At 71.1% G+C, this 26,784-nt stretch carries 29 protein-coding genes; 14 read left to right on the top strand and 15 right to left on the bottom strand.

Annotation, left to right across the window (positions count from 1 at the left end; translation table 11 throughout):
- Positions 1–122: 122 nt before the first annotated feature.
- Complete coding sequence (locus ACZ6WN_RS28230; protein ID WP_465869508.1) at positions 123–911, top strand: IclR family transcriptional regulator; 789 nt, start codon at positions 123–125, stop codon at positions 909–911.
- Between the two features lie 57 nt (positions 912–968).
- Here ACZ6WN_RS28230 and ACZ6WN_RS28225 read toward each other — a convergent pair whose 3' ends face one another.
- Positions 969–1,646, bottom strand: coding sequence for a TetR family transcriptional regulator (locus ACZ6WN_RS28225; protein ID WP_465869507.1), 678 nt, complete (start codon positions 1,644–1,646; stop codon positions 969–971).
- A gap of 71 nt (positions 1,647–1,717) precedes the next feature.
- Between ACZ6WN_RS28225 and ACZ6WN_RS28220 the strand changes: the two genes are divergently transcribed.
- Together ACZ6WN_RS28220 and ACZ6WN_RS28215 are read left to right on the top strand one after the other, a co-directional pair.
- Positions 1,718–2,569: a 3-hydroxybutyryl-CoA dehydrogenase gene (locus tag ACZ6WN_RS28220; protein WP_465869506.1), complete on the top strand. Its 852-nt coding sequence runs from the start codon at positions 1,718–1,720 to the stop codon at positions 2,567–2,569.
- A 17-nt stretch (positions 2,570–2,586) separates the two neighbouring features.
- The gene (locus tag ACZ6WN_RS28215; protein ID WP_465869504.1) at positions 2,587–3,750 is read left to right on the top strand and encodes an acyl-CoA dehydrogenase family protein; all 1,164 of its coding nucleotides are present in this window, start codon (positions 2,587–2,589) and stop codon (positions 3,748–3,750) included.
- A 22-nt stretch (positions 3,751–3,772) separates the two neighbouring features.
- On the opposite strand, the gene ACZ6WN_RS28210 is transcribed toward ACZ6WN_RS28215, so the two are convergent.
- From ACZ6WN_RS28210 to ACZ6WN_RS28200, 3 genes are all read right to left on the bottom strand, one after another.
- Positions 3,773–3,997 carry a hypothetical protein gene (locus tag ACZ6WN_RS28210; RefSeq protein WP_465869503.1) on the bottom strand — a complete coding sequence of 75 codons (225 nt, stop codon included), beginning with the start codon at positions 3,995–3,997 and terminating at the stop codon, positions 3,773–3,775.
- A gap of 66 nt (positions 3,998–4,063) precedes the next feature.
- Positions 4,064–5,320, bottom strand: coding sequence for a sensor histidine kinase (locus ACZ6WN_RS28205; RefSeq protein WP_465869502.1), 1,257 nt, complete (start codon positions 5,318–5,320; stop codon positions 4,064–4,066).
- The gene (locus tag ACZ6WN_RS28200; protein ID WP_465869501.1) at positions 5,317–6,033 is read right to left on the bottom strand and encodes a response regulator transcription factor; all 717 of its coding nucleotides are present in this window, start codon (positions 6,031–6,033) and stop codon (positions 5,317–5,319) included. The genes ACZ6WN_RS28205 and ACZ6WN_RS28200 overlap by 4 nt, the downstream gene beginning before the upstream one ends.
- 184 nt (positions 6,034–6,217) lie before the next feature.
- Between ACZ6WN_RS28200 and ACZ6WN_RS28195 the strand changes: the two genes are divergently transcribed.
- The 4 genes from ACZ6WN_RS28195 to ACZ6WN_RS28180 all read left to right on the top strand — a co-directional run bounded on the left by ACZ6WN_RS28195 (position 6,218) and on the right by ACZ6WN_RS28180 (position 10,340).
- A complete protein-coding gene (locus tag ACZ6WN_RS28195) occupies positions 6,218–7,285 on the top strand; it encodes an AAA family ATPase (RefSeq protein ID WP_465869499.1) in 1,068 nt (355 codons plus the stop codon).
- Entirely contained in the window at positions 7,282–8,229 is a 948-nt protein-coding gene (locus ACZ6WN_RS28190) for a DUF58 domain-containing protein (protein ID WP_465869497.1), read from the top strand. The genes ACZ6WN_RS28195 and ACZ6WN_RS28190 overlap by 4 nt, the downstream gene beginning before the upstream one ends.
- A gap of 14 nt (positions 8,230–8,243) precedes the next feature.
- Positions 8,244–9,251, top strand: coding sequence for a VWA domain-containing protein (locus tag ACZ6WN_RS28185; protein ID WP_465869496.1), 1,008 nt, complete (start codon positions 8,244–8,246; stop codon positions 9,249–9,251).
- A 237-nt stretch (positions 9,252–9,488) separates the two neighbouring features.
- A complete protein-coding gene (locus ACZ6WN_RS28180; RefSeq protein WP_465869495.1) occupies positions 9,489–10,340 on the top strand; it encodes a S1C family serine protease in 852 nt (283 codons plus the stop codon).
- Between the two features lie 18 nt (positions 10,341–10,358).
- Here ACZ6WN_RS28180 and ACZ6WN_RS28175 read toward each other — a convergent pair whose 3' ends face one another.
- Positions 10,359–11,273, bottom strand: a complete 915-nt coding sequence (locus ACZ6WN_RS28175) for an EamA family transporter (RefSeq protein ID WP_465869493.1) — start codon at positions 11,271–11,273, stop codon at positions 10,359–10,361.
- Positions 11,274–11,348: 75 nt separating this feature from the next.
- On the opposite strand from ACZ6WN_RS28175, the gene ACZ6WN_RS28170 reads away from it, so the two are divergent.
- On the top strand, positions 11,349–12,221 hold the full coding sequence (locus ACZ6WN_RS28170) for a LysR family transcriptional regulator (protein WP_465869491.1): 873 nt from the start codon (positions 11,349–11,351) through the stop codon (positions 12,219–12,221).
- A 25-nt stretch (positions 12,222–12,246) separates the two neighbouring features.
- On the opposite strand, the gene ACZ6WN_RS28165 is transcribed toward ACZ6WN_RS28170, so the two are convergent.
- Both ACZ6WN_RS28165 and ACZ6WN_RS28160 read right to left on the bottom strand, forming a co-directional pair.
- Positions 12,247–13,884, bottom strand: a complete 1,638-nt coding sequence (locus tag ACZ6WN_RS28165) for an alpha/beta hydrolase (RefSeq protein ID WP_465869489.1) — start codon at positions 13,882–13,884, stop codon at positions 12,247–12,249.
- A gap of 10 nt (positions 13,885–13,894) precedes the next feature.
- Positions 13,895–14,449 (bottom strand): LURP-one-related/scramblase family protein, encoded by a 555-nt coding sequence (locus ACZ6WN_RS28160; protein ID WP_465869488.1) that lies wholly within the window; start codon positions 14,447–14,449, stop codon positions 13,895–13,897.
- Between the two features lie 190 nt (positions 14,450–14,639).
- On the opposite strand from ACZ6WN_RS28160, the gene ACZ6WN_RS28155 reads away from it, so the two are divergent.
- The 3 genes from ACZ6WN_RS28155 to ACZ6WN_RS28145 are packed head-to-tail and all read left to right on the top strand — an operon-like array spanning position 14,640 to position 18,433.
- Positions 14,640–16,094: a basic amino acid/polyamine antiporter gene (locus ACZ6WN_RS28155; protein WP_465869487.1), complete on the top strand. Its 1,455-nt coding sequence runs from the start codon at positions 14,640–14,642 to the stop codon at positions 16,092–16,094.
- Positions 16,095–16,121: 27 nt separating this feature from the next.
- A complete protein-coding gene (locus ACZ6WN_RS28150) occupies positions 16,122–17,372 on the top strand; it encodes an arginine deiminase (RefSeq protein WP_465869486.1) in 1,251 nt (416 codons plus the stop codon).
- Positions 17,373–17,383: 11 nt separating this feature from the next.
- Positions 17,384–18,433, top strand: coding sequence for a lysylphosphatidylglycerol synthase domain-containing protein (locus tag ACZ6WN_RS28145; RefSeq protein WP_465869485.1), 1,050 nt, complete (start codon positions 17,384–17,386; stop codon positions 18,431–18,433).
- Positions 18,434–18,541: 108 nt separating this feature from the next.
- Here the strand turns inward: ACZ6WN_RS28145 and ACZ6WN_RS28140 are convergent, their stop codons facing one another.
- The 6 genes from ACZ6WN_RS28140 to ACZ6WN_RS28115 are packed head-to-tail and all read right to left on the bottom strand — an operon-like array spanning position 18,542 to position 21,081.
- Positions 18,542–19,126 carry an Asp23/Gls24 family envelope stress response protein gene (locus tag ACZ6WN_RS28140; protein WP_465869483.1) on the bottom strand — a complete coding sequence of 195 codons (585 nt, stop codon included), beginning with the start codon at positions 19,124–19,126 and terminating at the stop codon, positions 18,542–18,544.
- On the bottom strand, positions 19,123–19,719 hold the full coding sequence (locus ACZ6WN_RS28135) for a DUF6286 domain-containing protein (RefSeq protein WP_465869482.1): 597 nt from the start codon (positions 19,717–19,719) through the stop codon (positions 19,123–19,125). The genes ACZ6WN_RS28140 and ACZ6WN_RS28135 overlap by 4 nt, the downstream gene beginning before the upstream one ends.
- Positions 19,716–20,123, bottom strand: a complete 408-nt coding sequence (locus tag ACZ6WN_RS28130) for an Asp23/Gls24 family envelope stress response protein (RefSeq protein WP_465869481.1) — start codon at positions 20,121–20,123, stop codon at positions 19,716–19,718. Before ACZ6WN_RS28130 ends, ACZ6WN_RS28135 begins: the two co-directional genes overlap by 4 nt.
- Entirely contained in the window at positions 20,116–20,292 is a 177-nt protein-coding gene (locus ACZ6WN_RS28125) for a DUF2273 domain-containing protein (protein ID WP_141805347.1), read from the bottom strand. Before ACZ6WN_RS28125 ends, ACZ6WN_RS28130 begins: the two co-directional genes overlap by 8 nt.
- Before the next feature lie 13 nt (positions 20,293–20,305).
- Positions 20,306–20,620 carry a hypothetical protein gene (locus ACZ6WN_RS28120; protein ID WP_465869479.1) on the bottom strand — a complete coding sequence of 105 codons (315 nt, stop codon included), beginning with the start codon at positions 20,618–20,620 and terminating at the stop codon, positions 20,306–20,308.
- A gap of 2 nt (positions 20,621–20,622) precedes the next feature.
- The gene (locus ACZ6WN_RS28115; RefSeq protein ID WP_465869478.1) at positions 20,623–21,081 is read right to left on the bottom strand and encodes an Asp23/Gls24 family envelope stress response protein; all 459 of its coding nucleotides are present in this window, start codon (positions 21,079–21,081) and stop codon (positions 20,623–20,625) included.
- A gap of 176 nt (positions 21,082–21,257) precedes the next feature.
- Between ACZ6WN_RS28115 and ACZ6WN_RS28110 the strand changes: the two genes are divergently transcribed.
- From ACZ6WN_RS28110 to ACZ6WN_RS28100, 3 genes are all read left to right on the top strand, one after another.
- Positions 21,258–21,827 (top strand): RNA polymerase sigma factor, encoded by a 570-nt coding sequence (locus tag ACZ6WN_RS28110; protein WP_465869477.1) that lies wholly within the window; start codon positions 21,258–21,260, stop codon positions 21,825–21,827.
- On the top strand, positions 21,818–22,291 hold the full coding sequence (locus ACZ6WN_RS28105) for a hypothetical protein (protein WP_465869476.1): 474 nt from the start codon (positions 21,818–21,820) through the stop codon (positions 22,289–22,291). Before ACZ6WN_RS28110 ends, ACZ6WN_RS28105 begins: the two co-directional genes overlap by 10 nt.
- A gap of 163 nt (positions 22,292–22,454) precedes the next feature.
- Positions 22,455–23,453 (top strand): trypsin-like peptidase domain-containing protein, encoded by a 999-nt coding sequence (locus tag ACZ6WN_RS28100; protein WP_465869475.1) that lies wholly within the window; start codon positions 22,455–22,457, stop codon positions 23,451–23,453.
- Positions 23,454–23,479: 26 nt separating this feature from the next.
- Here ACZ6WN_RS28100 and ACZ6WN_RS28095 read toward each other — a convergent pair whose 3' ends face one another.
- Complete coding sequence (locus tag ACZ6WN_RS28095) at positions 23,480–23,734, bottom strand: hypothetical protein (protein ID WP_465869474.1); 255 nt, start codon at positions 23,732–23,734, stop codon at positions 23,480–23,482.
- Between the two features lie 53 nt (positions 23,735–23,787).
- The gene (locus ACZ6WN_RS28090; protein WP_465869473.1) at positions 23,788–26,670 is read right to left on the bottom strand and encodes a helix-turn-helix transcriptional regulator; all 2,883 of its coding nucleotides are present in this window, start codon (positions 26,668–26,670) and stop codon (positions 23,788–23,790) included.
- Between the last annotated feature and the right edge of the window lie 114 nt (positions 26,671–26,784).

Below are 26,784 nucleotides of genomic sequence, written 5' to 3'. Positions count from 1 at the left end.
TGATGGGTTCGGAACCCACGATGCAGGTTGCACGCGCGTGATGTCAACCACTCCGACCCAGATCGTGGGCACGTGCCCTACGATGTGGGCTGTTGACTCACCTTGGAAGGGTGGACCGTGGCATGACCGCAGACGACCGAAAGTCCTCGACGCTGGTGCTCGGGAAGATCGTCCGGATCCTCGACTGCTTCTCGATCGAGAACCCCGAGCCCACGTTCCAGGAGATCCTGCGCACGACGGGTCTGCCGTCGAGCACCTGCCAGCGCCTGGTGCAGGACCTGACCAACGAGGGCTTCCTGGACCGCGACGGCGACCGCTACCGCGTCGGCATCGCCCTGGTCCGCTGGGCCGCGCCGGGCACCCTCGGTCTCGACGTGGTGCGCGCCGTCCAGCCGATCCTGACGCGACTCCGCGACGAGACCGGCGAGACCGCGTGCCTCTACGTCAGAGACGGGATCCACCGCACCGTCGTCGCCGTGGCACAGACCCGTCATGTCGTCATCCGGCCCTTCATGGTCGGCATGGTCATGCCGATCCACGCAGGCGCTCCGGGCAAGATCTTCCTCGCCTTCGACCCCGAGGCCCGCAAGGATCTGGAGCAGAGCGGCGAGCTGGCGACATTCACGTCCAGCACCCCTGACAGCATGAAGCTGCTCGACGAGCAGGTCGCCACCGCGCGCGAGCAGGGCTACTACGCCGCGTTCGGCGAACGGCACCCCGACGTCGCCTCGATCAGCGCTCCCGTCTTCGACCACGCGCGAGGCCTCGCCGCCGTCATCGGCCTGGGCTTCCCGACACAACGCGTGACGCCCGAGGCCGTGGACGAGCTCGTAGGCCCGGTGATCCAGGCGGCACGCGACGCCAGCGAGCTCCTCGGCTTCGACGACGGCCCGCTGTCTGCACCGGCGTAGACGCCCGTCCCGGCCAGGCGCCGAGACGCGACCCCTCCGCCGGAGTCTCGGCTCAGCTCACGGCGCCTCGTCGTCGAGCAACGGCTGCAGCTGCGCCTGGATGGCCGCGGGCGTGGCCGAGGTGCGCAGCACGACGACGGTCGAGGACGGCTCGAGGCCGGCGGGCTGATAGCGCTCGAGGGCCACCCGCATCGCCTGGTCGAGCTCGCCCTCGGGGTCGGACGTCTGGTCCCGGAGCCAGCGGCGGAGCACGAAGTTGTGGGCGGTGACCAGGTCGGCGGCCAGCAGGTCGGCGCGCAGCTGCCCGTCGGGCAGGTCGGACATCCACGCGCGAAGCCAGCGTGCGAACAGCCGCTGATACTGCTGGATGCCACCCGTCTCACGGGCACGGAGGGCGGGCACCGAACCCACCAGGCGATAGCGCGCCCGCGCCAGCTCCCCCTCGTCCAGGTAGTGCCGCAGCACGACGCGGGTGGCTTCGCTCAGCGCGAGCGCTCGCGTGGCCGGGGTCGCGGCGGCCAGACGCTGGTCGATGCGACCGAGCAGCTCGTCGTGCTCGGGGAAGATCACGTCGTCCTTGGACCCGAACGCGCGGAAGAAGGTCGTCCGGCCGACGCCGGCTCGACGCGCGATGTCCTCGGCGGTCGTCGCGTCGAACCCTCGTTCCTCGAACAGCTCGAACGCCGCGGCGACCAGGCGGTCCTTCGTCGTGGCCGATCGAGGCTTCTCGCTCATGACCCGAAACGTACTTGATGGTACGAAGTTCCGTCTATAAGGTACTGCGTACCAACAACGGGAGGCTGCACATGACTGGGTTCAACCACATCGGCGTCGTCGGCGCGGGACTGATGGGCGCCGGCATCGCCGAGGTCGCCGCTCGCGCGGGCAAGGATGTCGTCCTCATCGACGCCAACCCCGCGGCCGCCGAGGCCGGCCACGAGCGCCTGCGGGCCTCCCTCGAACGCGCCGAGCAGCGCGGCAAGATCGCCCGGGCCGCCGAGGTGCTGGAGCGCATCACCCTCAGCAGCGACCTCGAAGCCCTCGCCGACCGCGACCTGGTCATCGAGGCGATCGTCGAGGACGAAGCAGCCAAGACGGCGCTGTTCACCCGGCTCGACTCGATCGTCACCGATCCCGAGGCGGTGCTGGCCTCCAACACCTCCTCCATACCGATCATGAAGCTCGCCGTGGCCACCGAGAGGCCTGCGCAGGTGATCGGGCTGCACTTCTTCAACCCGGTCCCGGTGCTCTCTCTCGTGGAGCTCGTGCCCAGCCTGCTCACCGCGCCGGAGACCGCCGACCGGGTGCGTACGTTCGTGGAGGACGACCTCGGCAAGCACCCCATCGACTCCCAGGACCGGGCGGGCTTCGTGGTCAACGCGCTGCTGATCCCGTTCGTGCTCTCCGCGATCCGGATGCTGGAGTCCGGGTTCGCCACCGCCGAGGACATCGACCAGGGCCTCGTACGCGGCGCGGCCCACCCCCAGGGACCGCTGGCACTCGCCGACCTCATCGGGCTGGACACGACCAAGGCCGTGGCCGAGTCCCTCTACGAGGAGTTCAAGGAGCCGCTCTACGCCCCGCCGCCCCTCCTCGCGCGGATGGTCGACGCCGGTCTGCTGGGCCGCAAGACCGGCCGCGGCTTCTACCACTACTGATCCGTCAAGGAGCCACCATGACCGACGACTTTCCCTACCTCGAGCTCGCCGACCACCACCTCGACCTGCGTGAGGCCGTGCGCGCGATCGCGGCGAACAAGATCGCTCCGCACGCCGCAGAGGTCGACGCGGCCGCTCGGTTCCCGACCGAGGCCTACGACGCGCTCGTCGCCTCCGGACTCCACGCGGCCCACGTGCCGGAGGAGTACGGCGGCGAGGGCGCCGATGCCCTGGCGACCTGCATCATCATCGAGGAGATCGCGCGCGTGTGCGCCTCCTCCTCCCTGATCCCGGCGGTCAACAAGCTCGGCAGCCTCCCGCTCATCCTCGCCGGTTCCGAGGACCTCAAACAGCGCTACCTCCAGCCTCTCGCCGCGGGCACCTCGACGTTCTCCTACGCCCTCTCCGAGCGCGAGGCCGGCTCCGACACCGCCTCCATGAAGACCCGCGCCGTCCTCGACGGCGACCACTGGGTGCTGAGCGGCCAGAAGTCCTGGATCAGCAACGCCGGCGTCTCCGACTACTACACCGTCCTCGCCGTCACCGATCCGAACGGCCGGCGCGGATCCAACGTGAGCGCCTTCGTCGTGGAGAAGAGCGACGAGGGGTTCACCATCGGCGCGCCCGAGAAGAAGCTGGGCATCAAGGGCTCCCCCACCTGCGAGCTCATGTTCGACGCCGTCTACCTGCCCGGTGACCGCATCATCGGTGAGCCCGGCACCGGTCTCCAGCTCGCCCTGCGCACCCTGGACCACACCCGCATCACCATCGCCGCCCAGGCCGTCGGCATCGCCCAGGGCGCCCTCGACCACGCGCTGGCCTACGTCCAGGAACGCCAGCAGTTCGGCAAGCACATCGCCGACTTCCAGGGGATCCAGTTCATGCTCGCCGACATGGCGATGAAGCTCGAGGCCGCCCGCCAGCTCGTCTACGTCGCCGCCGCGAAGTCCCAACGGCACGCCGCCGACCTGTCCTTCTTCGGAGCGGCCGCCAAGTGCTTCGCCAGCGACACCGCCATGGAGATCACCGTCGACGCCGTCCAGCTCCTCGGCGGCGCCGGCTACACCCAGGACTTCCCCCTCGAACGGATGATGCGCGATGCCAAGATCACCCAGATCTACGAAGGCACCAACCAGATCCAGCGCGTGGTGATGGCTCGCCAGCTGCTCGGGAGCCGCTAGCGCACACCGGCGGCGACACGGTTCAGCTCGCCCAGCAGTCGTCCGATGTCGCGTACGTCGGGTCCTCGGCGTACGTCGTGGACCAGCGGGCTTCCTCGACGGTGCCGTAGTAGGTCGTCGGGTGGGTGGGCGGCGTGGGCGCCGGGTCCACCTGGACCGTGACGTTCATGCAGGCGCCGGTGACGGCTCCGAGCAGAACCACGGGGGCGAGAGCTCGTACGCCGCGCCACGTCGATGCTGTTCTCATGCTCACTCCTCAAACGGTAGGTTCGTACGCCGCCCGGAGGGAGGCACTGTCGGGGCACCTCTGCCACTAGCCGAGCAGCGGGTCACCTTCCGGTGGCGCGTCGGTGCGCCCGGCCGATCGGTTCATCGCGTGGTCGGGAAGCCAGAGCACGAAGGTGCTCCCGGCCGAGCCGTGGCTGACCAGGACGAGCCGGCCCTCGTGGCTCTCGGCGATCTGGCGGGCGATGGAGAGGCCCAGGCCCGAGCCGTCGACGACCGCGTCGTCGCCGGACGTACCGTTGCCCCGGTAGAACCGGTCGAAGACGCGGTCCTGGTTCGCCTCGTCGATCCCCGGTCCCTCGTCGGCGACCGCGGCCCAGGCCCAGCCGTCGCGGCTGCCCATGCCGACCGTGAGGGTGGAGCCGGCCGGGGCGAGCCTGACGGCGTTGGACAGGAGGTTGGCCATCACGCGCTGCAGCGCGTCGGGGTCGCCGACGACGACCGGTCCGCCGTGGCTGCGCTCGACCACACTGAGGCCGCGTGCCTCCGCCGGGAGCCGGTACTCCCGAACCGCCGCGGTGACAGCGCCGGCCAGGTCGACCTGGCGGTCGGTGAAGGCCTCCGAGCGGCTGCGGGCGATGGCCAGCAGGTCCTCCAGGAGGCGGCGCATCCGGCGGGTGGCCTGGAGCACGACGAGGCTGGCCTCGCGCCGTTCGGGGATGGTGGAGCGGTCGTTGGCGAGGACGGCCTCGACGTTGGTGTGGATCAGGGAGACCGGGTTGCGCAGCTCGTGGGAGACGTCCTCGACGAACCTGCGCTGGTCGGAGAAGGCCCGGTCGAGCCGGGCGAGCATGGAGTCGATGGTGTCGGCGAGCGTACGCAGCTCGTCGTGCGGTCCGGTCGCGCCGATGCGCCGGGTGAGGTCGGAGGCGTTGATCTCCTGGGCGGTGCGGGTGATCGCGCCGACCGGGCGCAGCGCACGCCCGGCCACCCACCAGCCGATGGCCAGGCTGAGGACGAACATCACGACCAGCGCGATGATCGAGTAGTTGCGCAGCGTCTGGAGTGAGGCGTAGTTGACCGCCTCCTGGACATCGGCGAAGTCCGCGGCCTGGAACTCCTGCCCCGGCTTGTAGACGATGTGGCCGTCCTGGGTCTCGAACTTCTTGACCGTCACCGGGTCCAGCGGCGCGGCGCTGATGCTGCTGGAGAGCGCCAGATAGACCCCGGCGAGCAGCAGCGCGGTCACCCCGAACAGGAGCGAGGAGTACGTCAGGGTCAGGCGCACCCGCACGGTTCGGAGCCAGCGGGGCACCCGTGACAACCGACCCGAGCGCTCACTCATGCGGTCGCGCCCCGCTCCAGCTCGGGCAGGTCGCGGAGCCGGTAGCCGCGGCCGACGACGGTCTCGAGGGCCGGAGCCTCCTCGCCGACGGTGAGCTTGCGGCGCAGGGTGCCGACGGTGACCCGAACGGTCTGGGTGAACGGGTCGGCGTTCTCGTCCCAGACGTGCTCCAGGAGCTCCTCGGCCGAGACGATGTAGGCGGGCCGGGTCATCAGATAGCGCAGGACGGAGAACTCCTTGAGCGTCAGGCCGAGCTCGCGGTCGCCCCGCCGGGCCAGCTGACGGGCGGTGTCGAGCCGGATCGGTCCGTGCGTCAGCACGGCGGTGCCGTCGCTGCTGGGCCGGCGCAGCAGCGCCCGCAGCCTCGCGGTCAGCTCGGCCAGCTCGAACGGCTTGGTCAGATAGTCGTCGGCCCCGACGTCGAGGCCGCGGACCCGGTCGTCGAGGCGGTTGCGCGCGGTGAGCATCAGGATCCGTGGGGCCTCCTCCCCGGGAACCCCCACCGCACCCGTACGCAGCGCCGCGGCGACCTCGAAGCCGCTGCCGTCGGGCAGGTTGATGTCCAGGACGACGAGATCGTAGGCGTTCACGCCGAGCTTCTGCAGCGCGTCGCCGACCGATCCGGCCCCGTCGACGGCGTACCCCTCCCGCTGCAGCGCGACGCGCAGGGCGCTGACCAGGCCCGCCTGGTCCTCGACGATCAAGACCCTCACGCTCAAGAACGGTAGCGCGCGGCCGGGCCGGTGCCCATGCGTAGGACGTCATCGCTCGGTATCGGTTCCGCCCCGCGCTTTCGGATCGCTTTCGGTGCCGTTTCCGCTGGTTTTCGCCCTGCTCCGATGTGATCGGTCCTCAGCGGAAACATCCATCCAGGACTCATCCATCCAGGGGGCCCACATGCGGGAGCCAGAGCAGAAGCAGCCGATCAGCCAGCCGATCCGGTCCGACCTCGGGACCAGCGCCGTCCTCGAGCGCGTGCTGTTCGAGGTCAAGCGCGTCGTCGTGGGCCAGGACCTGATGATCGAGCGGATGCTGGTGGGGCTGCTCGCCCGCGGCCATGTGCTGCTCGAGGGGGTGCCGGGCGTCGCGAAGACCCTGGCGGTGCGGACGTTGGCCGACGTCGTGGGCGGCTCGTTCGCCCGGCTCCAGTTCACCCCGGACCTGATGCCCTCCGACATCATGGGCACCCGGGTCTGGCGTCCCTCGGCGGAGCAGTTCGACACCGAGCTGGGGCCGGTCTTCGCCAACCTCGTCCTCGCCGACGAGATCAACCGGGCCCCGGCCAAGGTGCAGTCGGCACTGCTGGAGGCGATGGCCGAGCGGCAGGTCAGCATCGGCGGCACCAGCCATCGCCTGCCCGACCCGTTCCTCGTCCTCGCCACCCAGAACCCGATCGAGAACGACGGCGTCTACCGGCTGCCCGAGGCCCAGCGCGACCGGTTCCTGCTGAAGGTCGACGTCGGCCACGTCGACGAGCTCGAGGAGATGACCATCATCCAGCGGATGGGCTCGCGGCCGCCGCGCGCCGAGCAGATCCTCGACGCCACCGCCCTGCGGCACCTGCAGTCACGAGCGGACCAGGTCTTCGTCCATCACACCGTCGCGCAGTACGCCGTCAGGCTCGTCATGGCGACGCGGACGCCGCACGCCTATGGACTGCACAACCTCGAGGGCCTGCTCGCCTACGGCGTCAGCGCCCGCGGCAGCTTGGGCCTCGTCACCGCTGGCCGCGCCCTGGCGCTGCTGCGGGGGCGCGACTACGTGCTGCCTGCCGACGTCGCCGACCTGGCCGGCGACATCCTCGCCCACCGGCTGGTGCTCACCTTCGACGCCGAGGCCGACGGGGTCGACCCCCGCGCCGTCGTGGACGCCGTCCTCGCCGTCGTCCCGCAACCGCGGGCGACGCCGAGCGACGACGACGTCGAGACCGCCGAGCCGGGCGCCGATGCGGAGCTGGCCTCGTGAACCGGGCACCGCGTACGCCCGAGAGTGCGTTCCGGAGGCTGGACCTCACCGTCCAGCGCCGGGTGAGCGGGCTGCTCCAGGGCGAGTCGGCCGGGCTGCGGCTCGGGCCGGGCAGCGACGCCGAGGAGCTGGTCCCCTACTCCCCCGGTCACGACGTACGCCGCATCGACTGGAACGCCACCGCCCGCCTGGGCGAGCCGCATGTCTGGCTCACCCAGGCAGAGCACGAGCTCGAGACCTGGGTCCTGGTCGACCGCACCCCCAGCATGGCCTTCGGGACCGCGCTCGCCGAGAAGGTGGAGGTCGCCGAGGCGACCGTCTCCGCGATCGGCATCGTGGCCGACGGCCCCGGCAACCGGGTCGGCCTCGGGATCCTCGATGCCGGCGGCGTACGTTGGCGCCCGCCCACCACGGGGCGCCGGGTCGCTCGGCGCCTGCTGACCACGGAGCCACCCTCGCCGCGCACCGCGGAGGCGACGAGCACCGGCGGCGACTTCGCGACGGCCCTGGTCGAGCTGGCCCGACGTGCCCGGATCCCGGGGCTGCGGGTGATCGTGTCCGACCTGCTGCCCACCGACGGGACCTGGGAACGGCCCTTCGACTGGGAGTCGGCGCTGCGGCGGCTCACCGCGCGCCACGACGTGATCGTCGTGGAGATCGTGGACCCTCGCGAGCTCGACCTGCCCGCCGTCGGCCACGTCACGATCCTCGACCCGGAGAGCAACCGACAGCACGAGGCCGACACCTCCGACCCGCGCCTGCGTGCCGCGTACGCCCAGGCGATGAGATCGCTGCGCGAGCACAACGCCGAGGCCGTCCGGGTCGCCGGCGCGGACCACCTGCGGGTCTCGACCGACGACGACTGGGCACGCCTGCTCATCCGCATGCTGCGCCGCCGGGCACGCCACCCCCGGCCGCCCCGCTCACGCTCGGCCACCCACTGATCGGAAGGAGCTCGATGAGACTCACCCAGCCCCTGTTCCTGCTCGCGCTGATCCCCATCGCCCTGCTCGCCGTCGGCTATCTGGTGATGCAACGCCGCCGGATCAAGTACGCCCTCAGGTTCGCCACCGCGCCCATGCTCGAGCGCCTCGTCCCCCACCGCCCCCGCTGGCGCCGCCACCTGGCCGCCGGGCTGGTCGTCGGTGCGTTGGCGCTGCTGGCGGTGGCCACCACCCAGCCCCAGGTCCGGGCGCAGGTGCCGTACGAACGCGCCACGATCCTGGTCGCCATCGACACCTCCGCCTCGATGACGGCCGAGGACATGCCGCCCAACCGCCTCGAGGCAGCCAAGGCAGCCGCCGTCAGCTTCATCGACCAGCTGCCGGCCCGCTACAACGTGGGGCTCGTCAGCTTCTCCAGCAGCGCGCGCGTGGTCACCAGCCCGACCACCGACCACGCCCTGGTCGCCCGCAGCATCGAGGGTCTCGGACCGCCCGACGGCGGCACCGCCATCGGGGAGGCCGTCTACTCCTCGATCAACGACCTGCGCCAGATCCTGGAGGAAGCCGGGCTCGGTCCGTCCGCCTCGCCCTCACCCAACAGCTCCGACGGCTCCGAGGAGTCCGACACCCAGGAAGGGTCGCCGGCCCACCTCGTACTGCTCTCCGACGGTGGCAACTCCGCCGGACGGAGCCCGCTCGCCGCGGCCGAGGCCGCCCGCGAAGCCGGACTGCCCACCTCGACCATCGCCTACGGAACCGAAGGAGCCAGCGCCGCCCTGCCCGGCGGACAGTCGGTCGAGGTCCGCGAGGACACGCTGCGCGAGCTCGCCGACACCACCGGCGGCCAGTTCTACCGCGCCTCCAGCGCCGACGAGCTGCGCGAGGTCTACGACGACATCGGCACCCTCGTCGGCTACCACGTCGAATTCCGCGAGATCACCGTCTGGGTCGTCATCGGCGCCATGGTCCTCGCCTTCGTCGCCGCTGCGCTCTCCCTGCGCTGGTTCGCCCGGCTCATCTAGGCACCCCGAAGTCCAGGACAGGAAGGCACTCTCATGAACGACACCGCAGCGCCCGGGTCCGGTCTCGGCCGCCCCACCGGTCCCCAACGGTGGACGATCTCCGCGCCGCCCGCCCGTGCCCTCCGCCCGCTCCAGCCCGCACCACCACCCCCGATCCGACCAGTCGCACCCGCGCCGGCACCACCGGCCGCGCCGAGCCCGATTCCCCTGTCGGCGCCCCCTCCGGCGCGACGTGTGGTGCGTGACCGCTACGGCAGGGTGCGGCTGGTCGCCCCACCACGTGCCTCCGACGTGGCCTCTCCGCCGGGACGGCCGAACGGCACTGCCCCGGAACCGCCCGCCGCCCTGACCAGGCGACCCCGACGTACGCGCACGATCACCCTCACCCTGGCGGCGGCCGTCGTCGCGGGTGCGGCGACCAGCGGCGCGATCACCCTCCTCGCCCCCGACCGCGAGCCCACCGCAGGCACCATCGCCGCGCCGGCCCCGGTGCCACCGGGAGGCGCGCCGGCCAACGCCACCGAGGCCGCCGCCCAGCGCATCCTGCCCAGCGTCGTACAGGTCCGCGCCGGCCGCGGCACGGGCTCCGGAGTCGCGATCGACGGCGTCGGCCACGTGGTCACCAACGCCCACGTCGTCCAGGGTTCCGACTCGGTGAGCCTGGTGCTGGCCGACGGAAGCACCGCCTCGGGCCGCGTCATCGGCAGCGACGAGCGCAACGACATCGCGGTGATCGCGACCGACCCCGGTGCCGTACGCGCCGCCACCATCGGCCAGAGCGGCAACCTCCGGATCGGGCAGCCCGTGATCGCCGTCGGCTCGCCCCTCGGCCTCAACGGCACCGTGACCTCCGGCATCGTCAGCTCGCCACACCGCTCGTCCGGATCGAGGCCCGAGATGATCCAGACCGACGCCGCCATCAACCCCGGCAACTCCGGCGGCCCCCTGGTCGACCTCCAGGGCCGCGTCGTCGGGATCAACACCTCGATCGCCACCCTCGGCGGCCCCAGCGGCAACATCGGCATCGGCTTCGCCGTCCCCATCGACCGCGTACGCACCGTCGCCCAGGCCCTGATCAGCCAGGGCTGAGTGCGACGACGGAGCGGCTCACCCCAGCGGCACTGGAGCGACGTCCTCGTGTCTCCGCGTGAGAGTCTCGTCCGTCGGGCCGGACGGACCGCGGCCTCCCGCACGTTCTGCTCCTACGCCGGCTGCCACCACGAGCCCGATCCCGAGGACGGCGATGAGGTCGGGCACCTGATGGAGGGCGACCAACCCGATCACCAGTGCGAGCGCCGGCTCGAGCGCCATGAGGGTGCCGAAGGCACCGGCGGCGAGGCGACGTAGCGCCATCATCTCGAGGGCGAAGGGCACCACCGGCACCAGCAGGGCCAGCCCCAGACCGGTGAGCACCAGCTCCGGCGTGAGCTGTCCCACGATGCCGGGACCGACCACGACGGAGGCGACCACCGCCGCGACCGGCATGGAGATCGCGAGGCCACCGATGCCGCTCACCGCATCGCCGATCTTCTGGGTCAACAAGATGTAGGACGCCCAGCACACGGCCGCGCTCAGGGCGAAGGCGACACCCACCACGTCTACGGTGCCCTCCCATGGTTGGGTCAGGCAGAGCACCCCGCCGGCTGCCACGATCGCCCACGCCCGGGCGACGCCGCGGCTGCGGACGACGGCCACCCCGAGCGGTCCCAGGAACTCGAGCGCGGCGGCCGTGCCGAGCGGGAGCCGGGTCAGAGCCGCCATGAACAGCAGGGTCATGCCGGAGGTGACCACGCCGAGAGCGACACCGGCCAGCAGCGTCTCGCGTCCGAACACCGAGGGACGCGGCCGGACCAGGACGAGAAGCAGCAGCGCCGCCCAGAACAGGCGCAGCCAGGCGACGCCCGCCGCACCGAGCTGGTCGATCAGGCCCACCGAGGCCGCGAGACCCAGCTGTACGCAGAGCATGGCCGCCATCGCCATGGAGGCGCCGGCGCGGGCGGAGTGGGGAGCTGTGGTGGTCATGCACTCAGTCGAACCGATGAGATCCGTTCGTGTCCACGTGACATTGCTGGACATTATGTTCGTAGATCCGAAACGATGAGGCCTGTGGACGTACGTCGGCTCCGGATGTTGCTCGAGCTCTCTCGCCTCGGCTCGATGCATGAGGTCGCCGCCGAGATCGGCACCAGCACCTCCAGCGTGTCCCAGGCCATCGCGGCGCTCGCACGGGACGTCGGAACGGACCTCGTCGAGCCCGATGGGCGGCGCGTACGCCTCACTCCAGCGGGCCACCGTCTCGCCGAGCACGCCGTCACGATCCTGGCGGCGGTCGATGCCGCTCGTCTCGATCTCGCCCCGGACGCGGAGCCGGTCGGCGTGCTCAAGGTGGCTGGCTTCGCCACCGCGATCCGGCGCTCCCTCATGCCCGCGATCGACGGTCTCCGGCGCGCTCACCCCAGCCTCGAGGTGCGGGTGCACGAGCACGAACCGCCCGAGGCGCTGGCCCTGCTCGCGCGCGACGACATCGATCTCGCCCTGGTCTACGACTACAACGTCGCCCCCGCCTCCTGGCGCGGCGACCACGACACCGTGGCGCTGTGGGAGGTCGAATGGGGCCTCGGCGTGCCGACGAAGGAGCCGCGCGCTCCGTTCGCGACCTACGCCGACCGGGACTGGATCGTGAACTCGCGCCACACCGCCGACGAAGAGGTGCTGCGCATGCTGGCGTCGATGGCCGGATTCACGCCCCGGGTCGTCCACCGCGTCGACGCCCTGGAGCTCGTGGACGATCTCATCCTCGCCGGTCACGGGCTCGCGTTGCTGCCGCGCGGACGCACCTCTCGGCGAGGCGTCACCGTGCGGCCGCTGACCGACCCCAGAGTGCGACTGCGCGCTTATGCCGTGACCCGCCGAGGTCGCGACCGGTGGCCACCTCTCCGTGCGGTCCTGAGCCGGCTGCCCCACGTCTGACCAGGCGATCCGACAACGCCAGGCCTCAGCTCAGCCAGGTTCGCCGGCCGATCACCGCGGCCAGCTCGTCGGTGCGCTCATCGGACCAACCCGGGGGCGGCAGGATCGCCGCCCAGGCATTCACCGGCGCGGTGCCGAACTGGTGGCCCTGCCCCGGGGGCACCGAGTTGGCGGAGAACTGGTCGACACCCAGCTGCAGCATCGTCACCCCGGGGATCCAGCGTACGTTCGGGGAGACGCCGCGGCCGGGCTCCTCCTCCAGCCAGTCGGGGCGCTCCAGCGCCACCGCCGGCGACCACCAGGTGATCGGGTCGTTGGCGTGCTGGAGATACCCGATCCGGGTGCCGTTCCAGGCCTCGGGCAGCTCCCACTCCTCGGGCCGGTCGGCGAATCGGACGATCTCGCCCTCGTCCAGGACCGGCAGCACCTGGGAGGTCCCCCGGTCGCGTTCCCCGGTGAACCGGTCCCAGAGCCGGTTGTCGGCGGTCGGCCCCACGAACAGGGCGCCGTCGGTGCGGGTCGCGAGATCCTGAGCGCCGCTGAAGGCGGCCTCGGCGCCGAAGCTGCCCAGGCTCTCCCCGCTCACCACCAGCAGCGGACGCTCGGCCTCCGGGATCTCCAGCCAGCGTCCGTACACGGCGTCGAAGAGTGCCAGGCCCGCATCCTGCGCACGCTGGCGGTCCAGGACGAAGGACATCCAGCTCGGGAGGTAGGAGTACTGCAGGCTGACCGTCGCCGTGTCGCCACCCCACATGAACTCCAGCGCCTGGGCCTGGTTCTCGTTGACCCAGCCTCTGCCCGTGCCCGTGACCACGTTGATCACCGCGCGGTCGAAGCCGCCGAGCGCGTCGAGCTCGGCCACCGCGGCCGTCGCCTCGTCGCGGATGTCGACGCCTTCGTGGCCGGCCCCGACGTAGGCGCGCACCGGCTGCCGGGCGGGCTCCCCGGTGAACTCCCCGATGTCCGCGGCGGTCGGTGCGCTGGCTATGAACACCCGTCCCTGGCGGCCCAGGTCCTCCCACTCCTGCGACGAGGCCGGACCGGCCGTGAGCTCCGGCGCCGTGGGCGTCGGTACGTCGGTCCTGAACTCCTCGTTGATCGCGGCGAAGCTCGCGTCGAGCGCGCCCAGCAGCCGGTCGCCGCCCACCCCGATGGCCAGCTCGTAGAGCAGGACCGCGGCGATCAGGCCGCCGATCACGGTCGATGCGGCCGCGGGAAGGAAGCGGCCGAGGAACCGGCCGATCGAGCGCCCCAGCGCCCTGATCCCCCGCGACAGCGCGATCAGCAGCGCGAACAGCACCGCGGTGACGAGCACGGCGAGCACCAGGTGCAGGGGGCCCACCCGGTCGACACCAACCAGGTCGCGTACCTGGTTCTCCCACCGCAGGGACAGCCCCAGCACGATCAGGGTGCCGGGGCCGGCGGCGACGGCCAGGACCCGCCACGCGACCACCCGCGCCCGGCCGGTCAACCGGCCACCGCAGCTGCGGACCAGCCACCCGGCCAAGGCGCCCACGCCGTAGCCGGCCAGCATGCACAGCGCGCTGAGCAGCGCCTGGAAGAGCGCGGTCCGCGGCATCAGCGACGGGGTCAGCGACGCCCAGAGAAGCACCACCACGCCGGCTGTCGGCGCGAACGGCGCCCGCAGCTGCCCTCGCAGCACGTCGACCGCGTCACTTCGTGGGGTGGACCATCGCGTCGACCGCCACGGTCACCGCCAGGACGAGCGCCGCTTCCTCGCCGGGTGCGACCTCGACACCATAGGTGTCCCGGAGGCGGAACCACTTCTTGGACACCTCGGCGATCTTGCGTCCGTCGGCCTCGATGTCGTACTCGTGGTCGACGATGTTGCCCTGGACCGTCCAGTCCTCGCCGTGCTCGCGGTCGACCTTCCAGCGCTCGCGCAGGGGTGAGATGAGCGCCTTGTGCACGAGGGCGACCTGTTCGCCGTCGGCGTCCTCGATCGCCATCGAGTCGCGGATGTGCAGGACCCTGGTCTGGATGCGGCAGATCCTGGTGCCATCGAGATCCTCGAGGTCGAAGGTGTCCCGCAGCCGCAGCGCCTTGCCGTCGACGCGGAAAACACGCTCGCCGTCCTCGTTCTCGATCCAGTAGTCGTCACCGATCGAGATCATCTTCTGACGCATCTGGAAGCGGTGGGCGCTCCCGCCGCGCCCGAAGGCCTCACGTTCTTCCTGGCGCTTCTCGCGTCGGTCTCGAAAACCCATCGTCGTCTCCCTTCGCCGGACCATCCCAGGGTTGCGCCGGAGAATCCGCGGCGGATCACACGTTCCGGGTGAGGTGGACGGATCGGATCCGACGTCGGATCGAGGGGGATGGTCCCGTCCGGGACTGTGAGGCAGCCCGCGGTTGCCGCCCACAGCTGGTCTCACCCCGCCGAGGAAACCAGGAGCCAGAATGAGTTCTGACGCTGCCACCACCGAAGCACCCGCCGCAGCGAAGATGAGTCTTCCCACCCTGACCGCGATGGTCGTGGGTGGCATGGTCGGCGCCGGGGTCTTCTCCCTGCCGGCCCGGTTCGGCGTCGCCACCGGCATCCTCGGCTCGCTGATCGCCTGGGCGATCGCGGGCGCCGGGATGCTCATGCTGGCCTTCGTCTTCCAGAGCCTCGCGATCCGCAAGCCCGAGCTCGACTCCGGGGTCTTCATCTATGCCAAGGCCGGCTTCGGCGACTACGCGGGCTTCAACTCCGCGATCGGCTTCTGGGCCAGCTCGGTGGCCGGCAACACCTTCTACTGGGTGTTCATCGGCGCCACCATCGGGGCGTTCTTCGACGGCTTCGGTGATGGCGACACCGTGCTCGCGGTCGCACTCTCGACCGTCGGGGTGTGGCTCTTCCACTATCTGATCGCGCGCGGCGTCCGCGACGCCGCGGTGATCAACCGGATCGTCACGGTCTTCAAGGTCTTGCCGATCCTGGTGTTCATCGTGGTGCTCTTCATCTCCTTCGACGCCGGCGTCTTCGCCGACAACTGGGTCGCCACCGGCTACGGCGATCTCGGCAGCCTCGACGAGCAGATCCGCAACACCATGCTGATCACCACCTTCGTCTTCATCGGCATCGAGGGCGCCAGCGTCTACTCCCGCTACGCCAAGAGGCGCGAGGACGTCGGGAAGGCGACCGTGCTGGGCTTCCTCAGCGTGCTGTCGATCTTCGCGCTCGTCACCCTCTCCAGCTACTCCGTCGTCCCCCAGCCCGAGCTGGCCGACACCCGGCAGCCGTCGATGGTCGGGGTCTTCGAGTCGGTGGTTGGCGACTGGGGCGAGGTGTTCATCAGTGTCGCGGTGATCGTCTCGGTCCTGGGTGCCTACCTCGCCTGGACGCTGATGGCCGCGGAGGTGATGTACATCCCGGCCCGCTCCGACGACATGCCCGCCTTCCTGGGTCAGGAGAACCGCAACGGCACCCCGATCGCCGCGCTCGTGGTGACGTCGCTGGGCGTCCAGGGACTCCTCGCCCTCACCCTGTTCGTCAACGACGCGCTCAACTTCATGCTCGATCTCGCCACGAGCCTGGCGATCCTGCCCTACCTGCTGGCCGCGGCGTACGCGCTCAAGCTCGGCATCACCGGCGAGGCGTACGAAGGAGTGCCGGCAGGCGTACGTCGCAAGGAGACGATCGTGGCCGGCATCGCGACGGCCTACACGATGTTCCTCTTCGACGCCGCCGGGCTGAAGTTCGTGCTGCTGATGACGCTGATCCTCGCGCCGGCGTCGCTGCTCTACATCAAGGCCCGCAGCGAACGTGGCCGCAGGATCTTCAGCCCCACCGAGATCGCGCTGTTCGGCGCGATCCTCGTCGGAGCGGCGCTCGGCGTCTTCGGCCTGTCAACGGGCTGGATCTCCCTCTGATCTCCATCCTCAACCGAAAGGCATCTCATGTCAGAGCAGAAGTCCGCGTACGGCGTCCACTCCGAGGTCGGCAGGCTCCGGAAGGTGCTCGTCTGCGCACCCGGCCTCGCCCACCGCCGGCTCACCCCCAGCAACAACGACGAGCTCCTCTTCGACGACGTGATGTGGGTCGAGAACGCCCAGCGCGACCACGCCGACTTCGTGAACAAGCTGACCCAGCGTGGTGTCGAGGTCGTCGAGCTGCACGACCTGCTGGCCCAGACGCTCGCGGTCGCCGGCGCCAAGGACTGGATCCTCGACCGCAAGATCGTGCCGAACCAGGTCGGTCTCGGGCTGGTCGACGACACCCGCACCTACCTCGAGTCGGTCTCGGACCGGCAGCTGGCGGAGTTCCTCATCGGCGGCCTCGCGACCAACGACCTTCCCGACGACTTCCGCTCCGACTACCTCAGCCTCGCGCGGGAGTCGACCGGTGCCCGGGAGTATCTGATGCCGCCGCTGCCGAACACGCTCTACACCCGGGACACGACCTGCTGGCTCTACGGCGGGCTCACCATGAACCCGCTCTACTGGCCGGCCCGCAAGGACGAGACGCTCCTCTACAAGGCGATCTACCAGCACCACCCCGACTACGTCGGCTCGACCGTGTGGTGGGGCGACCCCGAGCAGGAGTGGGGGCAGGCCAGCTTCGAGGGTGGCGACGTGATGCCGGTCGGCAACGGGGTCGTGCTCGTCGGCATGAGCGAGCGCACCTCTCGCCAGGCGATCACCCAGGTCGCCAAGGCCCTCTTCGAGCAGGGAGCCGCGGAGAAGGTGATCGTCGCCGGGATGCCGAAGCTGCGCGCCGCCATGCACCTGGACACGGTCTTCACCTTCGTCGACCGCGACATCGTCACGCTCTATCCGACGATCATGGACGCGGTGCACACCTTCACCCTGGTGCCCTCCGACACGGCACCCGGGGTCGAGGTGATCGACCACGGCGACACGGCCTTCGTCGACGTCGTCGCGCGGGCGCTCGGGCTGCCCGAGATCCGCGTGATCGACACCGGCGGTGACGTCTACCAGTCCGAGCGACAGCAGTGGGACAGCGGCAACAACGCCGTCGCGCTCGAGCCCGGTGTGGTCTTCACCTACGACCGCAACACGCTCACCAACACGCTGCTGCGCAAGGCGGGGGTCGAGGTGATCACCATCGTGGGCGCCGAGCTCGGCCGCGGTCGCGGGGGCGGGCACTGCATGACCTGCCCGATCAGCCGTGATCCCGTGGACTTCTGAGCCGCCGATCAGTGAGCACCCCGGAAAGCTCCGACGTCAGCACCGCCCACCCCGGACGCGGCGCCTGGATCACGCGCATCGTCCTGCTGGTCGTGGCGGTGCTCAGCTCCGTCACGATCGTACGTCTGGTCGGGCAGGTCGACTGGGCGGCGGCCTGGGATGCGCTGACCCATCTCAGCTGGTGGCACCCCGTGGTGCTGCTCGTCGTCGTGCTGGTTCGCCAGATCCTGCTGGCGATGCCGCTGAGGTTCTTCATCCGCGGCGTGACGTTCTACCGGGCCACCATCAACGACCTCGGCGCGACGCTGATGTCACTCATCGCCCCGCCACCGAGTGACATCGCGCTCCGGGTCTCGATGTTCAAGTCGTGGGGCGTCAGCCCCGCCGCGGGCCTCGCCGGCACAGTGATGAACTCGGTGACCTTCTACATCGCGAGATTCTCCGCCCCGCTCCTCGGGTTCGTCATGCTGCTGGCCCTCGGCGAGTCCCCGTCGTTGCGGTGGCTCGAGCTGCTCAGCATCGCGGTCGCGATCGCCATCCTCGTGACCGTCCTGATGGTCGTACGCAGCGACCGGCTCGCGCGCACCGTCGGGACCCGCGCCGGACTGATCGTGCGCCGCTTCCGCAGAGCGGTCGACCCCGAGCGCTGGGCCGATGCCTGCCAGCGCTTCCGTGCCGACATCGCCGAGCGGTTCCACAGCGGGTTCCCCCTGGCCGTGCTCTCCCAGGTCGGCATGATGGTCGTCGACCTCGTCACCCTCACGCTGTGCCTGCGCTTCGTCGGCGTCTCGACGAACGAGGTCGGCTTCGTGTGGATCGCGGTGGCCTATCTGTTCGCGTTCCCGTTCACGGTCTTCCCGCTCTGGGGGATCGGGATCGTCGACGCTCTGATCCTCGCCACCCTGGTCGAGGCAGGCGGGCGCGAGATCGAGGCCGCGGCCGTCGCCGGGCTGATCGTGTGGCGGGTCTTCACCGTGGGCCTGCCGGTGCTGCTCGGCGCCGTGGCGGTCGCGGTGTGGCGCCGTGAGGTCGTGGTGTCCGACGCCTCCCGGCCCTCCTGAGCGCTGCCGACGCCCGGTATCCACGTCGATGTCCCTGGCGACGGCTCGACCCCACCCCCCGCGGGGTCGCGCCGCCCTCAGGGACATCGAGCGGACTTCTTCCGAACGTCAGCGCACGCGCATCTGGGACTGCTGCCGGCCCTTGCCGCGCCGTGGCGAGTCGACCAGCACCCGGCAGCTGATCGACTGGTCGGGGAACGCCGCCGCGACGTCCTGGGCGCAGAGCTCGGCGGCCTCGGTGAGCGACGCGACCGAGGCGACCGGGTCGATCCGCCCACGCAGCAGGATCACCGGACGCGACCGGATCGTGGCGACCGTCCCCGTGACGCCGGTGAGGGCGGCCATGCTCTGGAGCCGGGCGGCGGCGGCATCGGCGATCGAGCGGAGGTCGGCCTGGACGCGACCGGTCTCATCGCTCGCCTGCAGCCGCAGCGTCGAGGGGCCCCGCCGCCGCAGGTGCGCCAGCAGCCACACCAGGCCGAGGAACCCCACGACGATGCCCGCCGCGGCGAGCACCCAGGGGAACCAGCTCGCGGTCGCGACCTCTCGCGCCGGCTGGGTGGACAGCTCGGTCGGGTAGCTGCTGAGGACCCATCGGTAGTGCCAGTCCACGGCCAGCAGACCCAGGGCGAGCAGAAGCAGCGCCACGAGCAGGGTCAGTGCGCGGTCGGTCCTGATCATGCGGGGAGTCATCGGGGAACCTCCGTGGCTCGTACCTTGATGCCGGCTCCGGTCGGCCGGCCGATCTCGTCGTCGAGGACGGCACGCACGTGCTCGGCCACTGCGGCCGCGTCCTGGGGACCGTCAGGGCCGGTCCGCGCGGCGACGACGATGTCGACGACGACGCGGCGCCGGGACCTGAGCGACGACTCGGCCGAGACGACGCCGGGGAGCCGGTCGGCGGTCTCCTGGGCGACGGCGGCGACCGCGCCGGGCGAGAGCCACAGTTCGGCATCGCCGGCGACGCGCACATGCGTACGCCGGCCGGGCCTCAGCCCCAGCCAGACCAGCACCAGCCCGACGAGCGCGACGACCCCGCCGCCGATCGCCAGCCCCACGGACGCGCGTACGCCGTCGAGCCCCTCGACCAGGTCGGGGACCAGCGGCGCGCCGGCCGCCCATCCCTGGCTGAGCGCGAGGTCCCGGACCGCGACCACGGCGAGCGCGACCAGCACGAGGGCCAGCACGGTGGCCGTCGGGACGGCCAGGGGTGCGCGGCGTGGCGGCGTGCGTGGCGGCGCGGGACGGGCGACGCGCTCGCTCTGTTCGACGGTGTTCGTGCTCATTCCACCCTCCTGACGGTGTCGTCGGCGGCCGCCGGGTCGACCGCGTGCACGGTGACGTCCACGCTGCGGATCTGGATGCCCGAGAGGCGGAACGCCTCCTGGCGTACGGTGTCCCGCACGGCCGTGGCGACCTGCGAGATGTTGCCGGGCCAGGCCATCGCGATGTCGACCTTCACCCGGGCGGCGCGGCCCTCGGTCATGATGTCGGCCTTGGGCAGCGCCATGCCGGTGATGCGGCCGAGCGTGCTGCGGTGCGTCACCGTCCCCGGGACCTGCAGCACGAGGTGCTCGACGATCCGCTGGAGGGCCCGGTTGCGCACGTCCAGGGTGCCCCGGTCCGCGACGAGGTCGGGGTCGTGCCTGCCGTCATCGGTCGGCAGCGGGCGCGTCGGGGTCTCAATCACGGCGTCCCCGCAGCAGGCTGCCCAGGTCGAGCTCGCCGTCGACATGGCCACCGATGAGGTAGCCGGCGCCGCCGAGCACCACGGCCAGCAGCAGGCCGATGAGGCCGCCGGTGACGATCGCGATCGTGAGCAACAGTCCGGCGACCAGGCCGAGTGTCGAGTTGGTCATGACGTGTTCTCCTTCAGAGTGTGCTGCCGGGCGGGAGGATGTCCTCCACCGTGATGTCGACCGGGCCCGAGACGTACGGCCGGACCGCGGCACGCACCGCGTCGGTGGTGCCGAGGACGGGTGCTCCCCAGTCCAGGACCACGTGGACCGAGCAGCCGGGCTCGCGCATCCTGATCCCGTTGACCCTGCGTCCGGGGAGGTAGGTGGCCACCTCGCCGGCGACACCGGCATGCAGGTCGTGGACACCGGGCACCGCGAGCACGGCCGCCGCCACCACGTCCACCGCTTCGGGCTCGGCGCCGTCGAGTGGATCGGGGTCGGCGTCCATGGTCACTCCACCCGCCGGCCGGCGTCCGGGTCCGAGTCGCGTGCCTCGTCCTCGAGGAAGACGTCGTGCACGGTGATGTTGACCTCGGTGACCTCGAGCCCGGTCATGCGCTCGACCGACGCCTTCACGTTGCGGCGGATCGCGGTCGCGAGGTCGGGGATCGAGGTGCCGTACTCGGCGACGATGTCGAGGTCGGCGGCCGCCTGCCGCTCCCCCACCTCCACGGCCACACCCTGGCCCAGGTTCGTGCGGGAGCCGGGGATCCGCTCGCGGATCGCGCCGGCCGCACGCGCCGCCCCGCCGCCGAGGTCGTGCACGCCGCTGATCTCTCGAGCAGCGATCCCCGCGATCTTCGAGACCACGGTGTCGGAGATCGACGTACGCCCGTACTCGCTCACCAGAGCACCCGAGTCTGTCCCCGTGGTCGACAAGCTCGTGGTCTCCGACTTCGTCTGCGCCATGAGAAGCACCTTCCTGATCGTGTTGGGTCGTTCTGACGTCGGTTGGTCGCAGCCTCGGGCCGATATGTCACAGAAATTGTGGTGTGTTCTAAGTCACATCTCTTTGCGCCGGGATGGTAGAACTCTCCTATCCGGACGCTGCTCTCGTGGGGCAGCAGAGGAGGAACTCGGGGGCAATGTCGAAACAGCAGGCGTCATCTGAGCCATCGGCGACGGATGAGGCGCTGGTGCGCGCGGCCCGCCTGGGCGATCACGACGCCTTCCGGGAGATCGTGGATCGTCACGGCCCGGCCATGTATCGGTACGCCCTGCACCTGGTCGGCGACGCCAGCGACGCCGCCGAAGCGACCCAGGAGGCGTTCGTCTCGGCGTGGCGGAGCCTGTCGGGCTTCGCGGGGCGCTCCTCGCTCCGCACCTGGTTGATCCGTCTCGTCCACCGTCGCGCGGCCGATCTGCAGCGCAACCGGCGCGCGACGCCCATCGACGACGGGCTGATGTCCCGGCTGGCCCCGGCCGCGAGGGACAACCCTCTGCAGTCTGTTCTGGACGCCGAGCTTCTGGAGGCGTTGCAGCTAGCATTGAACGAGCTGCCGTGGCACCAACGGGCGACGTGGCTGTTGCGGGAGGTCGAAGAGATGAGCTACGAGGAGATCTCCATCGCTCTGGCCATGCCGATCGGCGCCGTCCGTGGACACCTGTACCGCGGACGACGCACACTCGCGGAGAGGATGGCCCGATGGCGCTAGATCCCAGCCCACTCGGCCGCGCCATCCGCGCCGCCCGTGCCGAGGAGCCCGCCGGCTGGGTCGAGCTGGCCGGCTCGATCATGTCGCGCGTCCGCGCCATCGTCGTCCCGTCCGAGCCGATCCTCACCTTCACCGAGCAGGGCACGCCCGCGCGCGACGAGCAGGGCTCGGAGACCTTCGTCTCCGCCCGCGTCGTCACCGCGGCGCTGCGCCGGCTGCTCCAGGAGCACCCCACCCACGCGCCGGAGACGATCGACCTGCACGTCGACGAGGGCCGCCTGAGCGGCATCGGCATCCGCCTCGTCGCCAGGTACGGCGTCGAGCTCCATCCGCTCGCCGACACCCTGCGCCCGCAGATCCTCGAGATCGTCCGGGGCCTGCTCGGCCCGGCTCCCGGCCTCGACCTCTCGGCGATCGACATCGAGTACGTCGACGTCACCCGAGGCGACCCGAACCGCACCTGAGCCGCTCCCCCGTCACGGCCTCCTGCGTCGCGGCCTTCTGCGTCGTGGCCGCGCACCGAATACCGCCCCGCGTATCAGAGCCTGCGGTCGACCCTCCTCGAAGGTAGGGCTTCGGTTGTCGTTCTGGATGGTCCGGAACCTGAAGTCCGCAGGGGGAATGAACATGGACAACGAAGATCTGTTCATGGCGCAGTCAGAGACGGTGCCCGAGGAGCTCACGGCCGTGGCCGCCTCGAAGGCATCGGCCGAGGAGGGCCTGCTCGGCAGGGAGAACGTGGTCGGCGTCGGGGTCGGCCTCAAGATCAAGGGCGGCGAGCAGACCGAGACGCCGAGCGTGATGGTGCTGGTCAGCCAGAAGATGCCGACCGACCTGGTCAGCCGGGCCGACACCATCCCGAAGACGGTCGACGGCAAGCCCACCGACGTCCTCGAGGTGGGGCACCTGTTCGCCGGCGGCAGCGACCAGCTGATGGAGACCCAGGAGGTCGACGCCCAGACCCTGGCGCTCCGGATCCGTCCGGCTCGGCCGGGCTTCAGCGTCGGACACTTCAAGATCACCGCGGGAACCATCGGTGCGGGGGCGTACGACCTGAGTCCCGTCCCGGGGATCCCGCCGCGCTACTACATCCTGAGCAACAACCACGTGCTCGCCAACTCCAACAACGCCAACGTCGGCGACCCGATCCTGCAGCCCGGCCCGTTCGACGGCGGAACGGCACCGGCGGACGTGATCGGCCGGCTGGCCCGGTTCGTGCCGATCAGGTTCGACGGCACGTGCAACTCCGTGGATGCGGCGGTCGCGGAGGTGCCGTTCCACATGATCGACCGTGACGTCTACTGGAACGGCTACCCGGCGACCGCTGCCAAGGCCGCGACCGTCGGGATGCTCCTCAAGAAGACCGGCCGTACGACCAACTTCACCACCGGCCGGGTCACCGCGATCGCGGCGACGGTGAACGTCAACTACGGCGGCGGGAGGGTCGCGAAGTTCTGCAACCAGATCATCACGACCAACATGTCGGCCGGAGGCGACTCCGGCTCGATGGTGCTCGACCTGCAGAACAACCCGGTCGGGCTGCTCTTCGCGGGATCGAGCGTGGCGACGATCCTCAACCCGATCGCGCTGGTCCAGCTCGCCCTTCAGGTGCGCGTCTGGCCGTGATCGGCCGCCAGGGTCCGGAGATGCCCTCAGTCCTCGGTGCCGAAGGCGTCTCCGGTCTCCACGCGCACCGGTAGGCCCTCGCACTCCTGGGGCAGGGCCCGCACCGTCGCCGAGGCCGGGTCGAGGGCGTAGACCACGACCGCCGGTCCCCCATCCTCGGCGGCACCGATCGCGACGCCCTCGATGCCGTCGCCGATCCACTTCTCGGCGACCGTGAGCGCTCGCCGGGACCGCTCATCGAGGGATGGGATCTCGGCGTACAGGTCGTCGTCCGCGCTCATGCTCCCAGGCTACGCCGGATGTCCACAGACCACGGTCGCGTTCGCGATCCGGCTCAGGGGCCGGCCACCTCGCCGTCCTGGCGGAGCATGCTGCTGTCTCGTCGCAGCTCCTCGCGCGAGCGGAGGCCGAGCTTGCGCAGTGCGTGAGAGATGTGCGTCTCGACGGTGCGGGGCGAGAGGAACAGCTCGGCGGCGATCTCACGGTTCGTACGCCCCTCGGCGGCGAGCAGCGCGATCTCCCGCTCCCGATCGGAGAGATCCGTGCCGAGCGCTCGGCGCCCACCTCGCCAGGGGTAGGGAACAGCCACCCCGTGGCGGCGCATGAGCTGGGTGACCCGGGCGATGTCACGCCGGGCGTCCAGTCCGCCATAGGTGCGCAACGCACCCTCGAGGAGCTCCGGGCCGGCGTCGGCCCCGAGCGCACATCGCCAGTCACCGAGCCGCTCCTCGACCTGTGCCGCGACGTAGACGAGTCCGGCGGCCGCCGCCGTGTGGCGCGCGGAGGCCAGCAGCCGCTCGACGGCCGCCGCGTCGCCGTCGGCCTGGGCCACCATCGCCTCGCAGACCCGTACCGCCGCGAGTGCGGCCGGTGCGTCGACATCGCCGAGGTGGCCGGCCAGGTCGGCCACCTCGGCGCGTACCTCGGCCACCGTCCCCATCGCCACGGCCGCATCGACGAGGCAGAGCATCGGGGCGGCCGCCCAGACGTGGAGGCCCTTGCGACCGGCCTGGTCGACCGCGGCCCGCGCCTGGGCGAGGCTGCCGTGCGCATCGCCGGTGGAGAGCAGGAGCCGGGACAACGCGGCCTGGGCGGGGATGAGCGGCCACACCGAGCCGACCCGCTCGCAGTCGGCGATCACACCGGCCAGCTGCTCGCGCGCGTCGGTCCCGGTCGCAGTCGCGGCCAGCACGAGTCCGTGCAGCAGGCGCGCGTCGAGCGAGGCCGCTCCGAAGCCGAGTCCCGGCACGGCGAGGTCTCGTACGCGTTCGGCCAGACCGTCCCAGCGACCGTTCTCGTAGTCGGCCATCGCGCCGACGAGGACATAGACCTCCGCGACACGCTCGAACCCGGCCGCCTCCGCGACGGCGCGCCCCTCGGCGAGAAGCTCGTCGGCGCGTCGCAGGTGACCGCCGTGCAGGGCGCCCTGGGCCCAGTTCACCGCGGCGCGGGCGTGCTCGCGTGGGTGGGCGAGCAGCACGGGATCGCGGCGTACGGCGTCGATCAGGTCCCAGGCCTGCGGTCGTCCCTGCTCCAGGAGCAGCGACCCGCGGGTGATCCGCACCGAGAGGCCGACATCGGCCGCTTCCGCCCGCTCGGCCGCTGCCTCGGCCTGCTCGCAGCGGTCGAGATGGGTGGTGATCGAGACGTCGACCACGGTCTCGGGCACCGCCAGCACGGCGAGGGCCCGCGCCTGGAGGTCGGGGCGTCCGTCGAGGTCGGCGACGGCACGCTCGATCGTGCGGAAGCCGTCGCGCGCGTGCCCCTGCTGTCGCTGGAGCCTGCCCAACGCCCACCGGAGCTCACCCCGGGCGAGCGCGGGAAGGTCACCTCCGTCCTCGAGCAGCCTGGCCAGGATCGGCATCGCCTCGGCTTGGGCGAGACCGTCGACCGCGGCCCGGCCGAGCTTGGTCGCCAGGCGTACCCGGGCCTCGGGCGACAGGCTCGCCATGTCGGCCGTGGCCTGGCGCAGGAGGTCCGCGGCGGCGGCATCGTTTCCCCGCCCGACCGCCTCGTCGGCGGCGGCCTCGGCATGACGTACGAACTCGGCGGGACGACCGGCCCGCTGGTAGTGGTGAGCGATCCTCGCCGACCGGGACGCGCCCTCGGACTCCTCCAGGACCTGGGCGATGCGCAGGTGCAGCCAGCGACGCGTCGGCGACGGCACCTCGTCATAGATCACCTGCTGGGCGAGGACGTGGCGGAACCTGCTCCGCCCCTCGTGGTCGTGGAGCAGACCGATCGCGTACGCAGCGTCGAGGGCTCGCGCGACCTTGCGCAGGTTGTAGCCGGTGACCTCGGCGAGCAGGCCGGCGTCGACCGTGAGATCCGCGACTGCGGCGGCGCCGAGCACCTCGGCGGCCAGGGCGTCGAGGGCGGCCAGGCGCTCACGTACGACATCGCGCAGAGCGGTCGAGACCGACAGCGCGGCGATCGCGTCCGGATGCCTCGGGATCTCCGCGGCGGGCTGTCGCTCGAGCATGGTGCGGAGCACCTCCTCCACGACGAACGGGACGCCACCGGTCACCTCCCAGAGCGCCTCTGCGGTCTCCTCGGGCACGTCCGCGTCGAGGATCGACCGCGCGAGCGCGCCGACCGATGCCGGCCCGAGCTCGCCGAGGGTCACCGTCAGCGCGGGTCCCGCCACCGCCCGGGCGAAGGCCTCACCCACCGGCAGGGCTCCCGCCTCGGGGCGGGTGGTGACGACGATCGAGAGGTCCGGCGGCTGATGCGCGGCGAGGTAGGCGAGGAAGTCGAGGGTGACGCGATCGGCCCAGTGCAGGTCCTCGAGGACGAGCACGCCCGGGGCCAGATGCCCGAGCAGCTCGGTCACCGCCCGGAAGGTCCGATGCCTCGCCTCGTGCTGGTCGGTCAGCGGCTCCGGTGGAGGCGGGAGGCGGTCGGCGATCTCCGGGACCAGGGCGCCCAGGCTCCCGACGACCGGGCTCAGCCGCGCCGTCTCGATCCTGTCGCCCCGACCGCGCAGCGCGTCGACCACCGGTCCCAGCGGAAAGGGGTCCAGGAGATGCTGGCAGTGCCCGACCAGGAACAGCGCGTCACCGGCGTCGGAGGCGAGGAGCTCGTGGACGAGGCGGCTCTTGCCGATCCCGGCCTCGCCTTCGATGACCACGATGGCCGGCGCCGCCGCGATCGCCGTCCTGACCTGGGACAACTCGGCATCCCGGCCGACCAGGACCGGGGATGTGGGAGTGCTCATCAAGCGTCCTTCCCACTGTTCGAAGCAATCCTCAGTGTAGGTCACGGATGTGTCCGTACGGTTTCCGCCCATAGCCTCCATCGCACCCCTTCCACCTGTCGTGGAAGCAGGACG

The organism is Nocardioides sp. NPDC054178, from assembly GCF_055585005.1.
The sequence above is the reverse complement of the archived record's forward strand: the minus strand, read 5'-3'. Positions and strand labels throughout refer to the sequence as shown.